This is a genomic window from Sphingomonas glacialis, assembly GCF_006439055.1.
Lineage (GTDB): Bacteria > Pseudomonadota > Alphaproteobacteria > Sphingomonadales > Sphingomonadaceae > Sphingomonas > Sphingomonas glacialis_A.
The window spans coordinates 1,037,595-1,054,181 of record NZ_RCZC01000002.1 but is presented as its reverse complement, the minus strand read 5'-3'; the positions used below and the strand labels follow the sequence as shown (position 1 = coordinate 1,054,181).

Sequence of the window (16,587 nt, the reverse complement as noted above, 5' to 3'; positions counted from 1 at the left end):
CATGGCTGTTATGAATCGTCGCGAACGTGATGAAAAGCGGCTTTACCAAGATTGGTGGTTAATGCCGCATTTGCTGAATCGATTCAGCGCCCTGGCAATAAAATGCACTGATCCGCGCCCCGGCGATAGAGTCGCGGGACTCGGTTGGCCGCACGCCAGATTCGTTTCGTCACGCGAGTTCGACGGTACTCACTTCATAGCCGCCGGCGCGCAGCGCGCCCATCAGCCGGTCGAGATGCGCGCGGTCGCGCGTCTCGCATTCGACATCGGTGATCAGCCCCTTGGCGGGCAGCGTTGTGAAGACACGCTGATGGTAGATCTCGATGATATTAACGCGTTCGGCATCGAAGATCCGCGCGACGTTGAACAGCGCGCCGGGCTGATCCTGCAGCCGGATCCGCAACCGCGCGAGCCGCCCCGAGCGCGCCAGATCGCGGAGCAGGACGTTGGCGAGCAGTCGCGTATCGATATTGCCGCCGCACAAAACGACGCCGACGGTCTTGCCGGCGAAGCGCTCGGGATGCTGGAGCAGCGCGGCGAGGCCAGCGGCGCCCGCGCCCTCGACCACGGTCTTCTCGATCTGCAGCAACAGGCTGACCGCGCGTTCGAGATTGCGCTCGCTGACGAGCACGATGTCATCGACCAGCGCCTTGACCATGCCCGAGGTGATCCCGCCCGGCTCCTTGACCGCGATGCCCTCGGCGAGCGTATCGCCTGCACACGGCATGTCGGTGCCGTTGATGCGGTTGTACATCGAGGGGAACAGCTCGGCCTCGACGCCGATCACCTCGACCGGATGGTCGGCAGCGGCCGCGACGACCGCCATGCCCGAGATCAGCCCGCCACCGCCGATCGGCGTGAGGAAGGTGTCGATGCTCGGCACGTCCTGCAGCATCTCGATCGCGACGGTGCCCTGGCCGGCGATCACGCGGATGTCGTCGAACGGATGGACGAAGGTCAGCCCGCACTCGGCCTCGAGCTCGCGCGCATGCGCGTATGCCGCGTCGAACGTGTCGCCGAACAGGACGACGGTCGCGCCGTGGCCTTCGGTCTGCGTCACCTTCACGGTTGGGGTGTTGGTCGGCATCACGATCGTCGCGGGGATGCCGAGCCGGTTGGCGTGATAGGCGAGGCCCTGCGCATGGTTGCCGGCCGATGCCGCGATCACGCCGCTCGTGCCCGCGGGCAGCTGGAGCAGCGTGTTGAGCGCGCCGCGCTCCTTATACGCTGCGGTGAATTGCAGGTTCTCGAACTTGAGATAGACCGTCGCCCCGGTCAGCTCGGACAGCGTCTTGCTGATGAAGGTCGGCGTCCGCACGATCTGGTCGGAAATCCGGCCGTGCGCCGCCTGGACGTCGGCGAGGGTGACGGGGAGGGTTTCGGGCGCGGGGCGGGGATGTGTAGCCATGCCGCCGCCTAGACCATCTGGCGCGCCGAAGGAACATTGCTTATCGCGCTAGGGATGCAGACCCGTTCCTTCGCCCGTCGCGCCGCGCTCGTCCTCGCAGCGCTCTCGCTCCCGACCGTCGCACTGGCCGATGGGCTGATCGACAATGTCACCGGCATCACGCTCGACAAGGACGGCAAGGTGCTGCGCTTTACCGGCCTGCTGGTCTCGCCCGAGGGCAAGGTCGTCAAGCTGCTCGCCGACAGCGAGAAGCGCCCGGTCAAGCTCGACTGGCGCGCCGACGAACATGGCAAGGTGCTGCTCCCCGGCTTCATCGACGCGCATGGGCATGTGATGGAACTCGGCTTCCGCGCGCTCGAGCTCGATCTGTCGGGCACCAAGTCGCTCGACGAGGCCAAGGCGCGGATCGCGGCCTATGCCGCCGCGAACCCCGAGAAGAAGTGGATCATCGGCGGCGGGTGGAACCAGGAAGTGTGGGGGCTCGGCCGCTTCCCGACGGCGGCCGAGCTCGACACGGTGGTGAGCGATCGCCCGGTCTGGCTCGCGCGCGCCGATGGGCACGCCAGCTGGGGCAACAGCGCGGCGCTGAAGGCTGCGGGCGTCACGGCCAAGTCGGTTTCGCCCGCGGGTGGCCGGATCGAGAAGACCGGCGTCCAGCCGAACGGCGTGTTCGTCGATGCCGCGCAGGCGCTGGTCGAGAAGGTCGTGCCGCGGCCGCAGCCCAAGGAGCGCGACGTCGCCTTCCTCAAGGCGCAGGAGATCCTGATGTCCTACGGGATCACCGCCACCGCCGACATGGGCACGAGCATGGACGACTGGCTGGCGTATCGCCGCACCGGCGACGCGGGCAATCTGCGCGTGCGGATCATGAGCTATGGCATGGGCGTCGATACCGCGGTGCGGATCGGTGGCGCCGGGCCGACGCCGTGGCTGTATGGCGACCGGCTGCGGATGGGCGGGGTCAAGCTCTATGCCGATGGCGCATTGGGCTCGCGCGGCGCGTGGCTCAAGAAACCGTATAGCGATGCGCCCGGCCAATCGGGGGCGGGGTTCATGTCCGACGACGTGATCCGCAATTACCTGAGCCGCGCCGCGCTCGACCATTATCAGGTCGCGGTCCACGCGATCGGCGACCGCGCGAATGCCGAAGTGCTCTCGGCGATCGAGGACATGGCCGACACCTATAAGGGCGACCGCCGCTGGCGGATCGAACATGCGCAGATCGTCGATCCGGTCGATCTGCCGCGCTTCGGCAAGAACGGCATCATCGCCTCGATGCAGCCGACGCACCAGACGAGCGACCGCGCGATGGCCGAGGCACGGCTCGGGCCGGATCGGCTCGCCGGCGCTTATGCGTGGAATTCGATGCTCAAGAACGGCGCGACGCTGGCGTTTGGATCGGATTACCCGGTCGAGAAGCCCGATCCGTTCGCGGGCTGGGCGGCGGCGTTCACGCGGCAGGATGCCGATGGGCAGCCGTTCGGCGGCTGGCGCCCCGAGGAGCGCATCACGCGCGAACAGGCGTGGTGGGCGTTCACTGGTGCCGCCGCCTATGCGGGCTTCGCCGAGGACAAGTTCGGACGCCTCGGGGTCGGGCAGCGCGCCGACTTTATCATCGTCGATCGCGATCCGCTGCTCGCCTCGCCCACCGAACTCCGCGCGACCAAGGTCGAGCAGACCTGGATCGGCGGCGCCAAGGCGTGGAGCCGCAAGTAACAAAAAAGGCCGCGACGTCCCCCGATGTCGCGGCCTGTCTCCCGCCGCAGCGGGAGCGGTAAACCTTTAAACGATTATGCGACGGCAGCAGGGTGCATCATTTCGTCGGCCTCGCGCAGCACATAGCCGCGGCCCCAGACGGTCTCGATGTAATTCTCGCCCTCGCAGGCGAGCGACAGCTTCTTGCGCAGCTTGCAGATGAAGACGTCGATGATCTTGAGCTCGGGCTCGTCCATTCCGCCATACAGGTGGTTGAGGAACATTTCCTTGGTCAGCGTCGTGCCCTTGCGCAGCGAAAGCAGCTCGAGCATCGCATATTCCTTGCCGGTCAGATGGACGCGGCTGCCATCGACTTCGACCGTCTTGGCGTCGAGATTGACCGCGAGCTTGCCGGTGCGGATGACCGACTGGCTATGGCCCTTCGAGCGGCGCACGACGGCGTGGATGCGGGCGGTGAGTTCTTCGCGGTGGAACGGCTTGGTGACGTAATCGTCGGCGCCGAAGCCGAAGCTGCGGACCTTGCTGTCCATCTCGTTGATCCCAGACAGGATCAGCACCGGCGTCTGGACGCGCGCGACGCGGAGCTTCTTGAGCACGTCATAGCCGTGCATGTCGGGCAGATTGAGGTCGAGCAGGATGATGTCGTAATCGTACAGCTTGCCGAGATCCAAGCCTTCCTCGCCGAGGTCGGTCTTGTAGACGTTGAAGCCTTCGGCCGTCAGCATGAGCTCGATCGCCTTTGCGGTCGTCGGCTCGTCCTCGATCAACAATACGCGCATCTGGGCGTTCCCCGTTTCTCTTCAGACGTTCGGAGCTCCCTGCGGCCCGATCTGCCTGACACAAACCATTAACCTGATCAGTGATGAAGGCAAAAGGTTAATTTCGCATTAATCGGCCTGAATCCGCGAGTCGCGTGGCGATTCGGTATCGCCGATCAGGTCCTCGCCAAGCACGTCACGCAGATACAGGCTGCGCACGAGCGAAAATCCGACGACCAGCAGCCCGGCCGAGAAGAACAAGCCGAACAGCCCGAACACGAAGCCGATCGCGATGATCGCGAACACCGTGATCGCGGGCGGGATGTCGATCACGCGGCTCTGAACATAGGGGGTGACGAAGTTGGTCTGGATCACGCGGACGATCGCATAGGTGATCAGCGTGCCCATCAGGGGTGTCGTTCCCGCGGTCGCCGCAAGCCCGAGCGCGGGCAGCATCGCGGCAGTCGGCCCGACATAGGGAATGAATTCGCTCAAGCCCGCGAGCAATCCGAGCGCCCAGGCCGAGGGCACGCCGGCGATCCACAGCCCCGTGCCGACGAGCAATCCCATCGACGTCATGCCGATCAGCTCGGCGCGCAGCCACAGCCGTAGCGTGGTGCCGACATCGACCAGCGCATCGGCAAAGGCTGGCCGCACCGAAGGGGGCACGAGCAGCAACGCGCCGCGCTGATAGATTTCCGGGTCTGCCGAGAAGAATAGCGCGCCGACGAGCAGCAGGATGCAGTTGAGCATCAGCTCGCCGCCGCCGCTGAGCAGCCCGCCGATATCGCGCGCGACGCGCGACCCCGCGAACGCCGCCTTGACCGCCTCGACGATCTTCGCGCCGACCGGGGATTGCGACAGCCAGTTTGAAAGCTGATCGAGCAGATGCGGGAGTTGCGTGACGAGCTGGTTGATCTGCTGCGCGAATTGCACGCCGAACAGCCAGCCGAGAAAGCTAATCGCGGCGAGCACGGTGGTCACTGCGAGCGGCATCGTCGCGCGTTGCGGGACGACGCGGCCGTACAGCTCGGCAATCGCGCGGATCGCCACCGCGCCGAGCATCGAGCCGAATGCGAGGATCAACAGATTGCTCGCGCGCCACACCGCGGCGGTTATCGCGACGATCAGAACGACAATCAGGACGCGGCGGATGAACCGGGCGTCGTCGGCATCAGGGGCTAGGCGCTTCACGCGTCGGTAACGCAGGGGTTGCGGACTTTTTCCGTAAGAAAATCCATCAACGCCTCGACCCGCGCCGGGCGCAGCGCACTCGGCGGCGTCATCAGATGCAGCGCGATCGGCGGGCCGTGCCAGTCGGCGAGAATCACCTCCAGCGTCCCCGCCGCGATGTCGGGTCCCACGATGAAATCGGGCAGCAAGCCGATGCCGAGCCCGGCACGCAGCGCGGGTAGCAGGGCATCGCCGCTGTTCGACGACAGCGGGCCGCTCGGCCGCACTGCCGCTTCGGCGCCGTCGGGGCCGAAGAAGCGCCACGGGCCGGTGACGTTGGTATAGCCGAAACAGGCGTGTTCGCCGAGCTGGGCCGGGTGGGTCGGCCGGCCACGTCGCGCGAAATAGGCGGGCGAGCCGACGATATGGATGGCGATCGGCCCCAATCTGCGCGCGCGCAGCGAACTGTCGGGCAGATCGGCGATGCGCAGCGCGATGTCGAACCCTTCGGCGACGATGTCGACCTTGGCGTCGGACAGGATCAGCTCGATCTCGATGCCGGGATGAAGCGCGAGAAACTGGGCGATGAGCGGCGCGACGACCGCGAGGCCGAGCGTCATCGGCGCGCTCAGCCGGACGAGCCCGGTCGGCGTCGTCGCGGCATCGTGCGCGGCTTCCTCGGCGGCGACGGCTTCGGCCAGGATGCGCGCGGCGTGCTCGGCGAGACCCTTGCCGGTCTCGGTCAGCGTCAGCCGGCGCGAGGTGCGATGGAACAGCGATTGCCCGAGATGCGCCTCGAGCCGCGTCACGGCTTTCGACACCGTCGCCTTCGATACGCCGATCGAATCGGCGGCGCCGCTGAACGAGCGATGTTCGACAACACTGGCGAAAATCGCCCAGGCTTCGAGATCGGGAAGACGCATTCGGTGCCAGCTCCAAGCAATGCGTTCTCTTACATGTCGAAACGATCGGTTTCCAGTGTTTCCATTTACCGCGCAATCCAAATGCCTATCTTGGTCCCAACGCAATTCCTTCGGGAGACCCACGATGATCGAGAAACGTTCGTTCGAAAGCCTCGGCCATGCCGAGCATGGTTGGCTCAACGCGCGCCACCATTTTTCCTTCGCCAATTATTACGAGCCGGCCCGCATGGGCTGGGGCGCGATCCGCGTGTGGAATGATGATGAGATCGCCGCGAACAGCGGCTTCCCGCCGCATCCGCATCGCGACATGGAAATCATCACCTATGTCCGCAAGGGCGCGATCACCCACAAGGATTCGATGGGCAATGAAGGCCGCACCGGAGCGGGCGACGTCCAGGTGATGAGCGCGGGCACTGGCGTGCGCCATGCCGAATACAATCTCGAGCCCGAGCAGACGACGATCTTCCAGATCTGGATCGAGCCGAGCCGCAAGGGCGGATCGCCGAGCTGGGGCGCCAAGCCTTTTCCGAAGGACGATCGTTCGGGCCAGTTCGTGACGCTGGCGAGCGGCTTTGCCGAGGATAGCGACGCGCTCCCGATCCGCGCCGAGGCGCGCGTGCTTGCGGCGCTGGTGCGTGCGGGTGAGACGATCACCCACGAAGTCGGCCCCGGGCGGCATGCCTATCTGGTGCCGGCGACGGGCTCGGTCGAGATCGACGGCCAGACCTTCAAGGCGCGCGATGGCGCCGCGATGGACGGCGGCCAGACGGTGACGATCACCGCGCTCGAAGATGCCGAACTGGTGCTCGTCGACAGCCAGTAGCGTACGCGTATCCCCCTCCCGCTTTCGGGAGGGGTTAGGGGAGGGGCGTGCCTCGGGTGCCAACCTCTCCCTTTCAGACTTCCCTCCCCCAGCCCCTCCCGCAAGCGGGAGGGGAGCAAGTAGAAACCAGCCCCTCCCGCAAGCGGGAGGGAAGCTAGAAGAAGAAGGACCATGCCATGACCAAAGTTCTCGTGCTCTATTACTCGTCCTACGGCCATATCGAGCAGATGGCCGATGCCGTCGCCGAAGGCGCGCGCGCCGGTGGTGCCGAAGTCGACATCCGTCGCGTCGCCGAAACTGCGCCGCAGGCCGTGATCGAAGCCGCGCACTTCAAGACCGATACCGCGCACGACCTGATCGAAAGCCCCGATGCGCTCGCCGACTATGACGCGATCATCGTCGGTGCGCCGACGCGCTTCGGCCGCATGCCGAGCCAGATGGCGTCGTTCTGGGATACCACCGGTGGCCTGTGGTTCACCGGCAAGCTGATCGGCAAGGTCGGCGGCGCGTTCACCTCGACCGCGAGCCAGCATGGCGGGCAGGAGACGACGCTGTTCTCGATCATCACCAACCTGATGCATCACGGCATGACGATCGTTGGCCTTGATTACGGCTTCCAGGGCATGACCGGCGTCAAGGAAGTGGTCGGTGGCACCCCGTATGGCGCGTCGACGATCGCCGATGGCGACGGCAGCCGCCAGCCGCACGCTGACGAGCTCGCCGGCGCCCGCTACCAGGGCAAGCGTATCGCCGAGACCGCGGCGAAGCTCAAAGCCTGAACCATTTGCGCCTCCGCCGCTCGACCGGAGCTATGACCGGCGGAGGCAGCAATTGCGGTAGAATGACGGGTGGCGGCACTGACGGTGGCTTGAGCCATAGGTCCGAAATGTCCGTCACCCGCGGACTCGCCGGATAGGTCGCGCGCGCGCGGGCGACCGCGAGGCGCGCGCGTGCCGCGCCCATCACGTTGACGTTCGCGCCGACCCAGCGCCAGTGCCACGGCTCCCATGTCACGCCCTGCGCATTGCCCATCGGGAAGGATAGCTCGAAGCCGAACTCGGGCGCGTGGGTGATCAGCCAGCGCCCGGCGGGCGTTGTGGCCATGCAGGTGTTGACGTCGCCGCAGCCCGCCGAGGGGCGGATCCCGAAATCGATCGCATAGCCCGTCGCGTGCTCGCTGAAGCCCGGCGGCCCGACCGAGCGCGCGCGCATCGCCGGATCGCCGCAGCGGCCGGGCCGGCCATTGTGGCAGAACACCGCGCGCTGGTGCGCGATCGAACGGAAGCAGGAAATCCCGCGCAGCGTCGCACCGACGCCGGGCGTCAGCGTGGCGGCGGTGAGCATCCGCGTAAGATCCGGCGCGGCGTCGCGGTGGACCAGGCATGGCTGGCCGACCGCGAAGCCGGGCGGCGCCGCGACCAATTCGGTGCGCGCGACTTCTGGATAGGGCAGATGGCCGAGCATCCGCCCATCGGCCATCGCCGCAGGCAAATCGCCGGGATAGACGCCGGGCGGAAGACTCGTCGGAGCGGGCGGCGGAGTCGCGATCTGCGCGCGCGTCGGCGGGGCGGCCCACAGCGCGAGCGCGATCCCCATTGCCCAAGTTCCGGTCCGTCGCACGGCGCGGCTCTGGCATGTCGGCGCTTGCGGTGGCAAGGGGGTGGGATGCTAGCCAATCATGTTCTTTTCCTCGACGGCGAGGCGCTCGTCATCGACAAGCCCGCCGGTCTCCCGGTCGATCGTCCGCGCGACGGGTCGCTCTCCCTCGAAAACCATCTCGACGGGCTGACCTTCGCCTTCAAGCGCTGGCCGGTTCCGGTGCATCGGCTCGATCGCGATACGTCGGGCTGCCTTTTGCTGTCGCGCAATCCCAAGGCGCACGCGCGGCTGCAACAGGCGTTCGAGCAGGGGCTGGTGCGCAAGCGCTATCTCGCTGTGCTCGAGGGTGTGGTCGAGGGCGAAAGCGGGCTGATCGACTTGGCGCTCGCCAAGGTCAGCACCGCCGAGACGGGCTGGCGGATGGTCGGCGATCCGCTCGGCGCCAAGGGCAGCAAGGCGTCGCGGACCGCGTGGCGCGTGCTGTCGATCAAGGACGGACGCAGCTTCGTCGAGTTCATTCCCGAGACTGGGCGCACGCACCAGATCCGCGTCCATGCCGCCGAGGCGCTCGGCGCGGCGGTGGTCGGCGATCCGATCTATGGCACCGGCACCAAGGCGGCCGGCGCCTCGACGTTGCTCCATGCCGCCGAGCTCATGGTGCCGCGTGCTGGCAAGGAGCCGATCATCGCCAAGGCACCGCTGCCCGAGCGCTTCATCGCAGCGGGTTTCACCGAGGCTGACGCGGCGCCCGCGCAATAGCGCTTTCCTCGCGCGACCTGACCGACTAAGCCCCGCGCTCCCCGGGGGGCCGCTTATGCGCGGCTGAGAGGTGGGCTGCAGCCCACGACCCGCTGAACCTGATCCGGTTGATACCGGCGTAGGGAGGGTCGCGGCAGACTCCGTTACCCCTCCGAGTAGGAGTGACGACGGATGACGCGCAGGCTTTCCAGGATCGACGGTGGCTGTGTCTCGCGCAGGGCGCTGGGTTTGGCGATGCTGTCGGCTGCGGTGCTCGCGGTCCCGGCATTCGCCGAGGACAAGGACCAGCCTAGCGACATTGTCGTCACCGGCCATCCCGATCCCGAGGGCCTGCTGCCCGACCAGCACGCGCCGAAAGCGCAAAGCGCGATCTCGGCCGATTTCATCACCAAGCAGGCGCCGACGCTCAACGCCTTCCAACTGGTCGGCCTGCTGCCGGGCGCGAACGTCTCGTCGAGCGACCCTTACGGTCTCTCGACCAGCTCGAGCCTGACGCTGCGCGGACTCGGTCAGGACGAGATCGGCGTGCTGATGGAGGGCGCGCCGCAGAACGATATCGGCTATTATTACGCCTATCCCGCGCAATTCGCCGATGCCGAGAACCTCAAGCAGATCACGCTCGCGCAAGGCGCGGTCGATATCGACTCGCCGACCGTCGGCGGGGCGGGGGGGCTGCTGTCGCTGACGCTCGACGATCCCAAGGCGAGCCCGCAGGCGCTGGTCAATCTCTCGCTCGGATCCTACGCCGCGCGGCGTGCCTTCGTGCGGGTCGATACCGGCACGATCGGCCAGACCGGGCTCAAGGCATTCCTGTCCTATTCCAATATCCGCGCCGACAATTGGCGCGGGGCAGGGTTTGATACGCGCCAGCATGTCGACGCCAAGCTGCTCAACGAATGGGGCAATGGCAATCGCGCGAGCCTTGCCGTGTCGTTCAACGACGCCAATTCCTCGACCTATCCCAGCCCGACGCTCGCCGATTGGAAGGCCGCGGGGCGCGACTTCAACTACGACCGCGATTACAGCGCGGGGAACACCAATTACTGGCGGCTGTACCGCGCGCCGTTCCGCAACGTCTATCTCGCGGCGCCGCTGCATCTGGCGCTGAGCGACCGGCTGACGCTCGACACGACGAGCTATCTCCAGTTCGGCTACGGCAATTCGCCCTACGCCACGCAGCTCGCCACCACCGGCAATTATCTCGGTACCGAGGCGCTGGGGCCGGTCGCGCTGCCCGGCGCGGTCGATGGCGCGGCGACGGTGCTCGGCAATTACACCGGCGACCAGTTCCGCGGCGGCACCGTTGCCAAGCTCACGCTGGCCGTCGGGGCGCACCGGATCACCGCCGGCCTGTGGTTCGATTACGGCAAGGACCGCGTGCTGCAGACCTATGGCGCGGTGCGCGCGGACGGGCGTCCGGTCGATCCGTGGGGCTATCAGAATACGGCGATCCGTACTGCCGATGGCCGCCTTCTGGCCTATGAGGATCAGCGCACCGTCACGGTGACCAAGGGTTTCTTCCTTGCCGACAGCATAACGCTAACGCCGCGGCTGACCGTCGATCTCGGCTTCAAGGGCGTCGATCTGCTGCGCAACGGGCGCAATTATTTGCCCGGTCCGCAATCGGCGGTGCGCCGCGACAGCTTCGCCGCTTTGCCCCGCGCGGCGCTGCATTATCGGCTCGACGATCGGCAGCAGCTGTTCGCCAACGTCACCACCAACTTCCGCGGCCCCAACGAATTCACGCTATACAACAGCTATGACGGCGGGGTGCTGAGCACGCAGGGGACGAACGCGCTCAAGAACGAGTATTCGGTCTCGCAGGAGATCGGCTATCGCTACATCGGGCCGAGCCTGTCGGCGTCGGTGACCGCCTTCCATTACCATTTCCGCAATCGCCAGCTCGGCACGCTGATCGATGTCGGCGGCGCGCAGGTCAATTCGACGCTCAACGCCGGCAGCCAGACGTCGTACGGCATGGATGGCGAGATCGATTACCGCCCTGCCGCCGGGGTCAGCCTCTACGTTTCGGGCGAATATCTGCACGCGCGGCTCGACAATGACCTGCAGGTCGGTGCCGATTTCCTGCCGACGCGCGGCAAGCATGCGGTGTCGAGCCCGACCTTCCAGCTTGGCATGGGTGGGACCTATGACGATGGGCGGTTCTTCGGCAGCAGCGCGCTGAAATATGTCGCGCGCCAATATGCCACCTTCGTCAATGACGAGAGCATCCCGGGTTACGCGACGCTCGACCTGTCGGTCGGCGTGCATCTGGCCGAGTGGCTCGATGGCAAGCGCACCGATCTGCGGCTCAATGCGATCAACGTGACCAATCCGCGCGTGCTGTCGGGCGTCGCTGCGGTCACCACCAACGCGCAGGACACGATCGGGCGCGGCGGAAGCGTCATCGCCGGTGCTGCGCCGGCCTATTATGTCGGGAGCGGCGCGGCGCTGATCGCGACGCTGTCGCGCGTGTTCTGATAGCATGGCCGCAAGCGCCCCGCATCTCGTCCACGGCATGGGCACCACGCTCGAGCCGCCGACCTGGCCCGCGATCACGCATGGTGAAGCCGCGGCGGCGCTCGCGCGCTTCCCTGCGGCCGGGCAGCTCGAAGCGCTCGAATGGCATTCGCCGCGGCCCTTCTCGGCAGCGGCGCGGGTGCGCACGACGCGGGGCGTGTTCGTGCTCAAGCGGCACCACCCGGCGGTGCGGGCGCCTGCGGTTCTGGCGGAGGAGCACGCCTTCATCGCGCATCTCGCGGCGGGCGGGATACCGGTGCCCGAAATCCTACTGACGGACGACGGGACAAGCGCGATTACGGTCGGGGAGTGGACCTATGAACTGCACCGCCAGGGCGCGGGGCTGGACCTGTATCGCGAACGGCTTTCCTGGACGCCGTTCTTCTCCGTCTCGCACGCGCACGCGGCAGGCGCGTCGCTCGCCCGGCTGCACGCGGCATCGCGCGGTTTCTTGGCACCAGCACGCGCGGTGCAGCCCCTGGTGGCGAGCTTCACCATTCTCCCCAGCACCGACCCGTTGGCCGCGACCGAGGCGTATGTCGCCGCTAGGCCGGCGCTGGCGGCGTTTCTAGAACGACGCGACTGGCGGTCGGCGGTGGCGCGACTGTTCGCCGAGCTCGGCCAAGGCGTGTCGGATGCATTGGCGGGGTGCGAAGAGGTGTGGACGCACAACGATTGGCACCCCTCGAACTTGCTGTGGAGCGCGGACGGGCAGGTGGAGACGGTGTTCGACTTCGGTCTCGCCGACCGCACCTGCGCGGTCCACGACCTCGCCACCGCGATCGAGCGCACCGCGATCGACTGGTTGGAGTTGGGGCAGGGGAGAGACGCGACGATCGGCCACCCCGAAACCGCGCGAGCGCTGCTCGCGGGCTATGCCACGGTCCTCCCGCTCGACCGAGGCAAGGTGGAGGCGGTGTTGCGCGTGCTCCCGCTCGTCCATCTCGAATTCGCGCTGTCCGAGATCGACTATTTCGCGGGCGTCGTCGGCGATGTCGCGGAGGCGAGCGTGGCGTGGGAGCAGTATCTGCTCGGCCACGCCGACTGGTTCCTCGCGCCGCACGGACAAGCCTTCCTGCACGCCACAGAGCGTGGGGCGCTCGGCTGATGTCCGCGCTCGAGATCGTCGCTGTCATCGTCAGTTTTCTGGGGATCTGGCTGACCGCTGCGCGCCGGATGCTGTGCTGGCCGATCAACCTGCTGGCCTGCGCGCTCTACTTTAAGCTATTCCTCGACGTGCGGCTCTATGCCGACATGGTGCTGCAGGCGCTGTTCGGGATCGCCATCCTCTATGGCTGGATCGTCTGGGCGCGCGGCAAGGAGGATAGCGGCGCGGTCATGGTCGAGCCCCTCCGCCCGGTCCCCGCGGCACTCGCGCTGGCGGCCGGCGCGATCGGCGCGGTGACGATCGGTTGGGGCACCAGCCACTATACCGACGCGGCGCTACCGTGGATCGATTCCGCGCTCAGCAGCTTCAGCCTTGTCGCGCAATATTGGACCGCGCGCCGCCACCGCGCGAGCTGGCTGCTGTGGATCGCGGTCGATATCGTCTATGTCGGCATGTTCGTGGTCAAGGGGCTGATGCTCACCGCCGGGCTCTATGCCGCGATGATCGTCCTCGCGGTCCTGGGCTATCGCAGCTGGCGCAGCGCGCAGCAGGTTTAGGCCCCGCCCGACCGCCGCTCTGGTACTTCTTGGTCAACGACTGGTGCAAAGATACCAGGAACCGCACATCGACTTCGCCGTTCTATGGGTCCGATCCGAACCCAAATTCGAAACGCGCAGTGCGGCATATCTCGCCCTCCAGCGCGGCTCGATTGGGGATCCCTTTCGAACAAGGAGCGAGACGATGAACAAGGACGAATTCCAGGGCGGCGCACGCTATGTCGGCGGCAAGATCGAAAAGGCCGTGGGCGACACCGTCAACAGCCGCGACTGGCAGGTCGATGGCGTGGTCGATCAGGTCGCTGGCGGGGCGCAGAACCTCTATGGTCGTGCCAAGTCGGCGATCGGCGACGTCGTCGACGGTGCGCCCGAACTCGCCGACAAGATCGGCAGCGAGGCGCGGGTCGCCGGCGATCGCGCCCTCGACGCGGCCAAGCGCGGTGCGCGGACGGCACAGGATTCGGCCAAGCAGGCGCCGGTGCTGTGGGCGCTCGGAGCGGTCGCGCTCGGTTATGGCGTGGCGTGGCTGATCCACGGGCAGCGCGACTAAGCCGAGTGACCGTGGCCCCGGCCCTCAAGTCGCTCCGTGACTCCGCCGATCTGCGCCATCTGCGCCAGATCATCGCGGGGCTCGACGAAGGCGTCATCCTGGTCGACCCCGACCAATCGATCCTGTGGGCCAACGAAGCGGCGCTCGGGATGCACGGGGTCGATACGGTCGAGGCGCTCGGGGCCACCGTCGACGAATATCGCGGTCGCTTCCAGCTGCGCTATCGCAACAACCACCGCCTTCGCGGGGCCGATTACCCGATCGAACGCGTCGTCGCGGGCGAGGCTTTCTCCGAAGTCGTCGTCGAAGTCGCGGTGGCGGGCGAGGATGAACCGCGCTGGGTCCACCAGGTGCGCAGCCTTGTGCTGACCAACGTCGACGAGGAACCCGAATGCCTCGTCCTGGTGATCCAGGATGTTTCGGCGCGCTTCGAGGCGGAGGACCGCTTCGAACAGTCGTTCAACGCCAATCCGGCACCGGCGATCATCTGCCGGCTGAGCGACCTGCGCTTCGTCAAGGTCAATCAGGGCTTTCTCGAAATGACCGGGCATGACCGCGACACGGTCCTGGCGCGGACCGTGTACGACATCGACGTGCTCGCGCGCGCCGAGAAGCGCGATCTCGCCAAGGAGCGGCTGCAGGAAGGGCGCACGATCCCGCAGATGGAGGCCGAGCTCGATCTCCCGAACGGCGGGACCAAGCTCGTTATCGTCGCCGGCCAGCCGATCGACATGGGCGATCAGCCGTGCATGCTGTTCACTTTCGCCGATCTCGAACCGCGCCGGAAAGCGGAAACCGCGCTGCGCCAGAGCGAGGAGCGCTTCACGCGGACCTTCTCGCTCGCCCCCGTCGCGCTGGCGATCGGTGCGCTCGACCGGCATCGGCTGTGCGACGTCAACGAAGCCTTCACCGCGCTGACCGGCTACGGCGCCGACGAGATCATCGGGCGTCCGCTCGGTGAGGTCGGTCTGTGGGAGACGCCCGCGCTGCAAAGCGCGCTCGAGGGCGAGATCGACGCGGGGCACGCCTTGCGCGACAGGGAGGTCCGGATCCGGCTCAAGGATGGCGCGATCATCGACGCGATCGTGTCGACCGAGCCGATCCTGCTGCGCGACGAAGCCTGTGTGCTGTGGGCGATGCGCGACATCTCGACGCGCAAGGCGTCCGAGCGCGAACTGGTCGGCGCGATCGAGGCGGTGATGCAGGATACGAGCTGGCTGAGCCGCTCGATCATGGAGAAACTCGCGCGGGTCCGTGCGCCGCAGGTCGAACCAAGCGGGGTCGGGCTCGACGAACTGACGCATCGCGAGCGTGAAGTGCTCGCGCTGATCTGCCGCGGGCTCGACGACAAGTCGATCGCGCGGACGCTCGATCTGTCGGGCAACACCGTGCGCAACCATGTCGCGCGGATCTACGCCAAGATCGGGGTCAACCGCCGCAACGCGGCCGCGGTCTGGGCGCGGGCGCGCGGCTTCGACGGCGATTCGATGCCGACCGCGCCCGCGAGCGACAAGCAAGAGCGGGAGATAGCAGCATGACGCAGCATTCCGACAAGGGCCGAGCGCGCCAGGCGAAGGGCTCGGTCAAGGAAGCGATCGGCAAGATCATCGGCGACCCCGATGTCGAGCGGCAAGGGCGGCGCGAGAGCGACGCCGGCGCCGAGCAGGCCCGGGGCGAAAGCCCCGTGAAGAAGGACGGCGACGACTGACGCCAGTCCCGGCACTTTTCTACCAACAGGAGTGAATATGGCTACCAATCTGACACCCGGCTTCGTGCCGGTCGATGACGCGCGTCTGGTGAAGACGCCGACGCGCATTTCGTGGGGCGCGATCTTTGCCGGCGTCGTGCTGGCGATCGCGATCCAGCTCGTGCTCGGCATTCTCGGCACGGGGATCGGGCTGAGCCTGGTCGATCCGGTCGAGGGCACGACGCCAGGCGCGACGGGCTTCGGCATCGGCGCCGGGCTGTACTGGATCGTTACGACCGTGATCGCGCTGGGCGCCGGCGGTTATGCCGCAGCGCGCGTTGCTGGCGTTCACGATCGTTTCGACGGGCTGGTCCACGGCCTGGTCGTGTGGGGCGTGACCCTCATCCTGACGCTGTACCTGCTGACCTCGGCGGTCGGTGGGATCATCGGTGGCGCATTCCGCACTGTCGGTGCGGTGGCGGGTGCCGCCGGTAGCGGGATCGGTGCCGCGGCGCCCAAGGTCGCCGATGTCGCCGGGGTCGATACATCCGACGTCCGCAACGAGGCCGCTGCCTATCTCTCGACGGCACCGGCCGACCCGGCGCTGATGACGCCCGAACAGGCGCAGAAGGAAATCGCCAAGCAGCTCCCCGCGCTCGCCCGCGGTGGCACCGACGGCGCGCAGGCCGAGAGCCGGATCGTCGATATCGTCGCCGCGCAGCGCAAGGTCAGCCGTCCAGAGGCGCAGGCCGAAGTGACGCGCGCCAAGGCGCAGTTCGTCAAGACCAAGAACGACACGATCGCCACCGCCAAGTCGGCGACCGACACCGCCGCCGGTGTGGCAGCGGGTACGTCGTTCATGCTGGTGATCGCGCTGCTGATCGGCGCTGGCGCCGCCAGCTTCGGGGCGACCACGGCAACGCGCCGCCGCTTCTGAAGGCGTTGACGGTGCCACCCGATCGCGGGTGGCACCGTCCTCTCATCGGGCAGGGCCGCCGCGCACACG

Annotated in this window: 16 protein-coding genes and 1 riboswitch; of the genes, 11 read left to right on the top strand and 5 right to left on the bottom strand. The window is 67.0% G+C overall.

What is annotated here, in order from left to right; translation table 11 throughout:
- Positions 1-169: 169 nt before the first annotated feature.
- Complete coding sequence (locus EAH76_RS08815; protein WP_140849863.1) at positions 170-1,408, bottom strand: threonine ammonia-lyase; 1,239 nt, start codon at positions 1,406-1,408, stop codon at positions 170-172.
- Positions 1,409-1,462: 54 nt separating this feature from the next.
- Here EAH76_RS08815 and EAH76_RS08810 point away from each other — a divergent pair, with 54 nt between their 5' ends.
- Positions 1,463-3,124 carry an amidohydrolase gene (locus EAH76_RS08810; RefSeq protein WP_140849862.1) on the top strand — a complete coding sequence of 554 codons (1,662 nt, stop codon included), beginning with the start codon at positions 1,463-1,465 and terminating at the stop codon, positions 3,122-3,124.
- Between the two features lie 74 nt (positions 3,125-3,198).
- Here the strand turns inward: EAH76_RS08810 and ctrA are convergent, their stop codons facing one another.
- The 3 genes from ctrA to EAH76_RS08795 all read right to left on the bottom strand — a co-directional run bounded on the left by ctrA (position 3,199) and on the right by EAH76_RS08795 (position 5,978).
- Positions 3,199-3,903 (bottom strand): response regulator transcription factor CtrA, encoded by a 705-nt coding sequence (ctrA, locus tag EAH76_RS08805; protein WP_140849861.1) that lies wholly within the window; start codon positions 3,901-3,903, stop codon positions 3,199-3,201.
- A 108-nt stretch (positions 3,904-4,011) separates the two neighbouring features.
- On the bottom strand, positions 4,012-5,076 hold the full coding sequence (locus tag EAH76_RS08800; RefSeq protein WP_140849860.1) for an AI-2E family transporter: 1,065 nt from the start codon (positions 5,074-5,076) through the stop codon (positions 4,012-4,014).
- Entirely contained in the window at positions 5,073-5,978 is a 906-nt protein-coding gene (locus tag EAH76_RS08795) for a LysR family transcriptional regulator (RefSeq protein WP_140849859.1), read from the bottom strand. The genes EAH76_RS08800 and EAH76_RS08795 overlap by 4 nt, the downstream gene beginning before the upstream one ends.
- Positions 5,979-6,102: 124 nt before the next feature.
- Here EAH76_RS08795 and EAH76_RS08790 point away from each other — a divergent pair, with 124 nt between their 5' ends.
- Positions 6,103-6,801, top strand: a complete 699-nt coding sequence (locus EAH76_RS08790; protein WP_140849858.1) for a pirin family protein — start codon at positions 6,103-6,105, stop codon at positions 6,799-6,801.
- 176 nt (positions 6,802-6,977) lie between these two features.
- Positions 6,978-7,580 (top strand): NAD(P)H:quinone oxidoreductase, encoded by a 603-nt coding sequence (wrbA, locus tag EAH76_RS08785; RefSeq protein ID WP_140849857.1) that lies wholly within the window; start codon positions 6,978-6,980, stop codon positions 7,578-7,580.
- On the opposite strand, the gene EAH76_RS08780 is transcribed toward wrbA, so the two are convergent.
- Positions 7,570-8,397: a M15 family metallopeptidase gene (locus EAH76_RS08780; RefSeq protein ID WP_140849856.1), complete on the bottom strand. Its 828-nt coding sequence runs from the start codon at positions 8,395-8,397 to the stop codon at positions 7,570-7,572. The genes wrbA and EAH76_RS08780 overlap by 11 nt on opposite strands.
- Before the next feature lie 69 nt (positions 8,398-8,466).
- Here EAH76_RS08780 and EAH76_RS08775 point away from each other — a divergent pair, with 69 nt between their 5' ends.
- The 8 genes from EAH76_RS08775 to EAH76_RS08740 all read left to right on the top strand — a co-directional run bounded on the left by EAH76_RS08775 (position 8,467) and on the right by EAH76_RS08740 (position 16,518).
- Positions 8,467-9,159: an RluA family pseudouridine synthase gene (locus tag EAH76_RS08775; protein WP_140849855.1), complete on the top strand. Its 693-nt coding sequence runs from the start codon at positions 8,467-8,469 to the stop codon at positions 9,157-9,159.
- 32 nt (positions 9,160-9,191) lie between these two features.
- Positions 9,192-9,301, top strand: a riboswitch (TPP riboswitch).
- A 92-nt stretch (positions 9,302-9,393) separates the two neighbouring features.
- On the top strand, positions 9,394-11,640 hold the full coding sequence (locus EAH76_RS08770) for a TonB-dependent receptor (protein ID WP_241659662.1): 2,247 nt from the start codon (positions 9,394-9,396) through the stop codon (positions 11,638-11,640).
- A 4-nt stretch (positions 11,641-11,644) separates the two neighbouring features.
- Positions 11,645-12,787 carry a phosphotransferase enzyme family protein gene (locus EAH76_RS08765; RefSeq protein WP_140849853.1) on the top strand — a complete coding sequence of 381 codons (1,143 nt, stop codon included), beginning with the start codon at positions 11,645-11,647 and terminating at the stop codon, positions 12,785-12,787.
- Complete coding sequence (gene pnuC / locus EAH76_RS08760; RefSeq protein ID WP_140849852.1) at positions 12,787-13,344, top strand: nicotinamide riboside transporter PnuC; 558 nt, start codon at positions 12,787-12,789, stop codon at positions 13,342-13,344. The genes EAH76_RS08765 and pnuC overlap by 1 nt, the downstream gene beginning before the upstream one ends.
- Positions 13,345-13,528: 184 nt before the next feature.
- A complete protein-coding gene (locus tag EAH76_RS08755; RefSeq protein ID WP_140849851.1) occupies positions 13,529-13,894 on the top strand; it encodes a CsbD family protein in 366 nt (121 codons plus the stop codon).
- Between the two features lie 5 nt (positions 13,895-13,899).
- Positions 13,900-15,432, top strand: a complete 1,533-nt coding sequence (locus tag EAH76_RS08750; protein ID WP_140849850.1) for a helix-turn-helix transcriptional regulator — start codon at positions 13,900-13,902, stop codon at positions 15,430-15,432.
- On the top strand, positions 15,429-15,602 hold the full coding sequence (locus EAH76_RS08745) for a CsbD family protein (protein ID WP_140849849.1): 174 nt from the start codon (positions 15,429-15,431) through the stop codon (positions 15,600-15,602). Before EAH76_RS08750 ends, EAH76_RS08745 begins: the two co-directional genes overlap by 4 nt.
- Before the next feature lie 37 nt (positions 15,603-15,639).
- Positions 15,640-16,518: a hypothetical protein gene (locus EAH76_RS08740; protein WP_140849848.1), complete on the top strand. Its 879-nt coding sequence runs from the start codon at positions 15,640-15,642 to the stop codon at positions 16,516-16,518.
- Positions 16,519-16,587 lie beyond the last annotated feature (69 nt).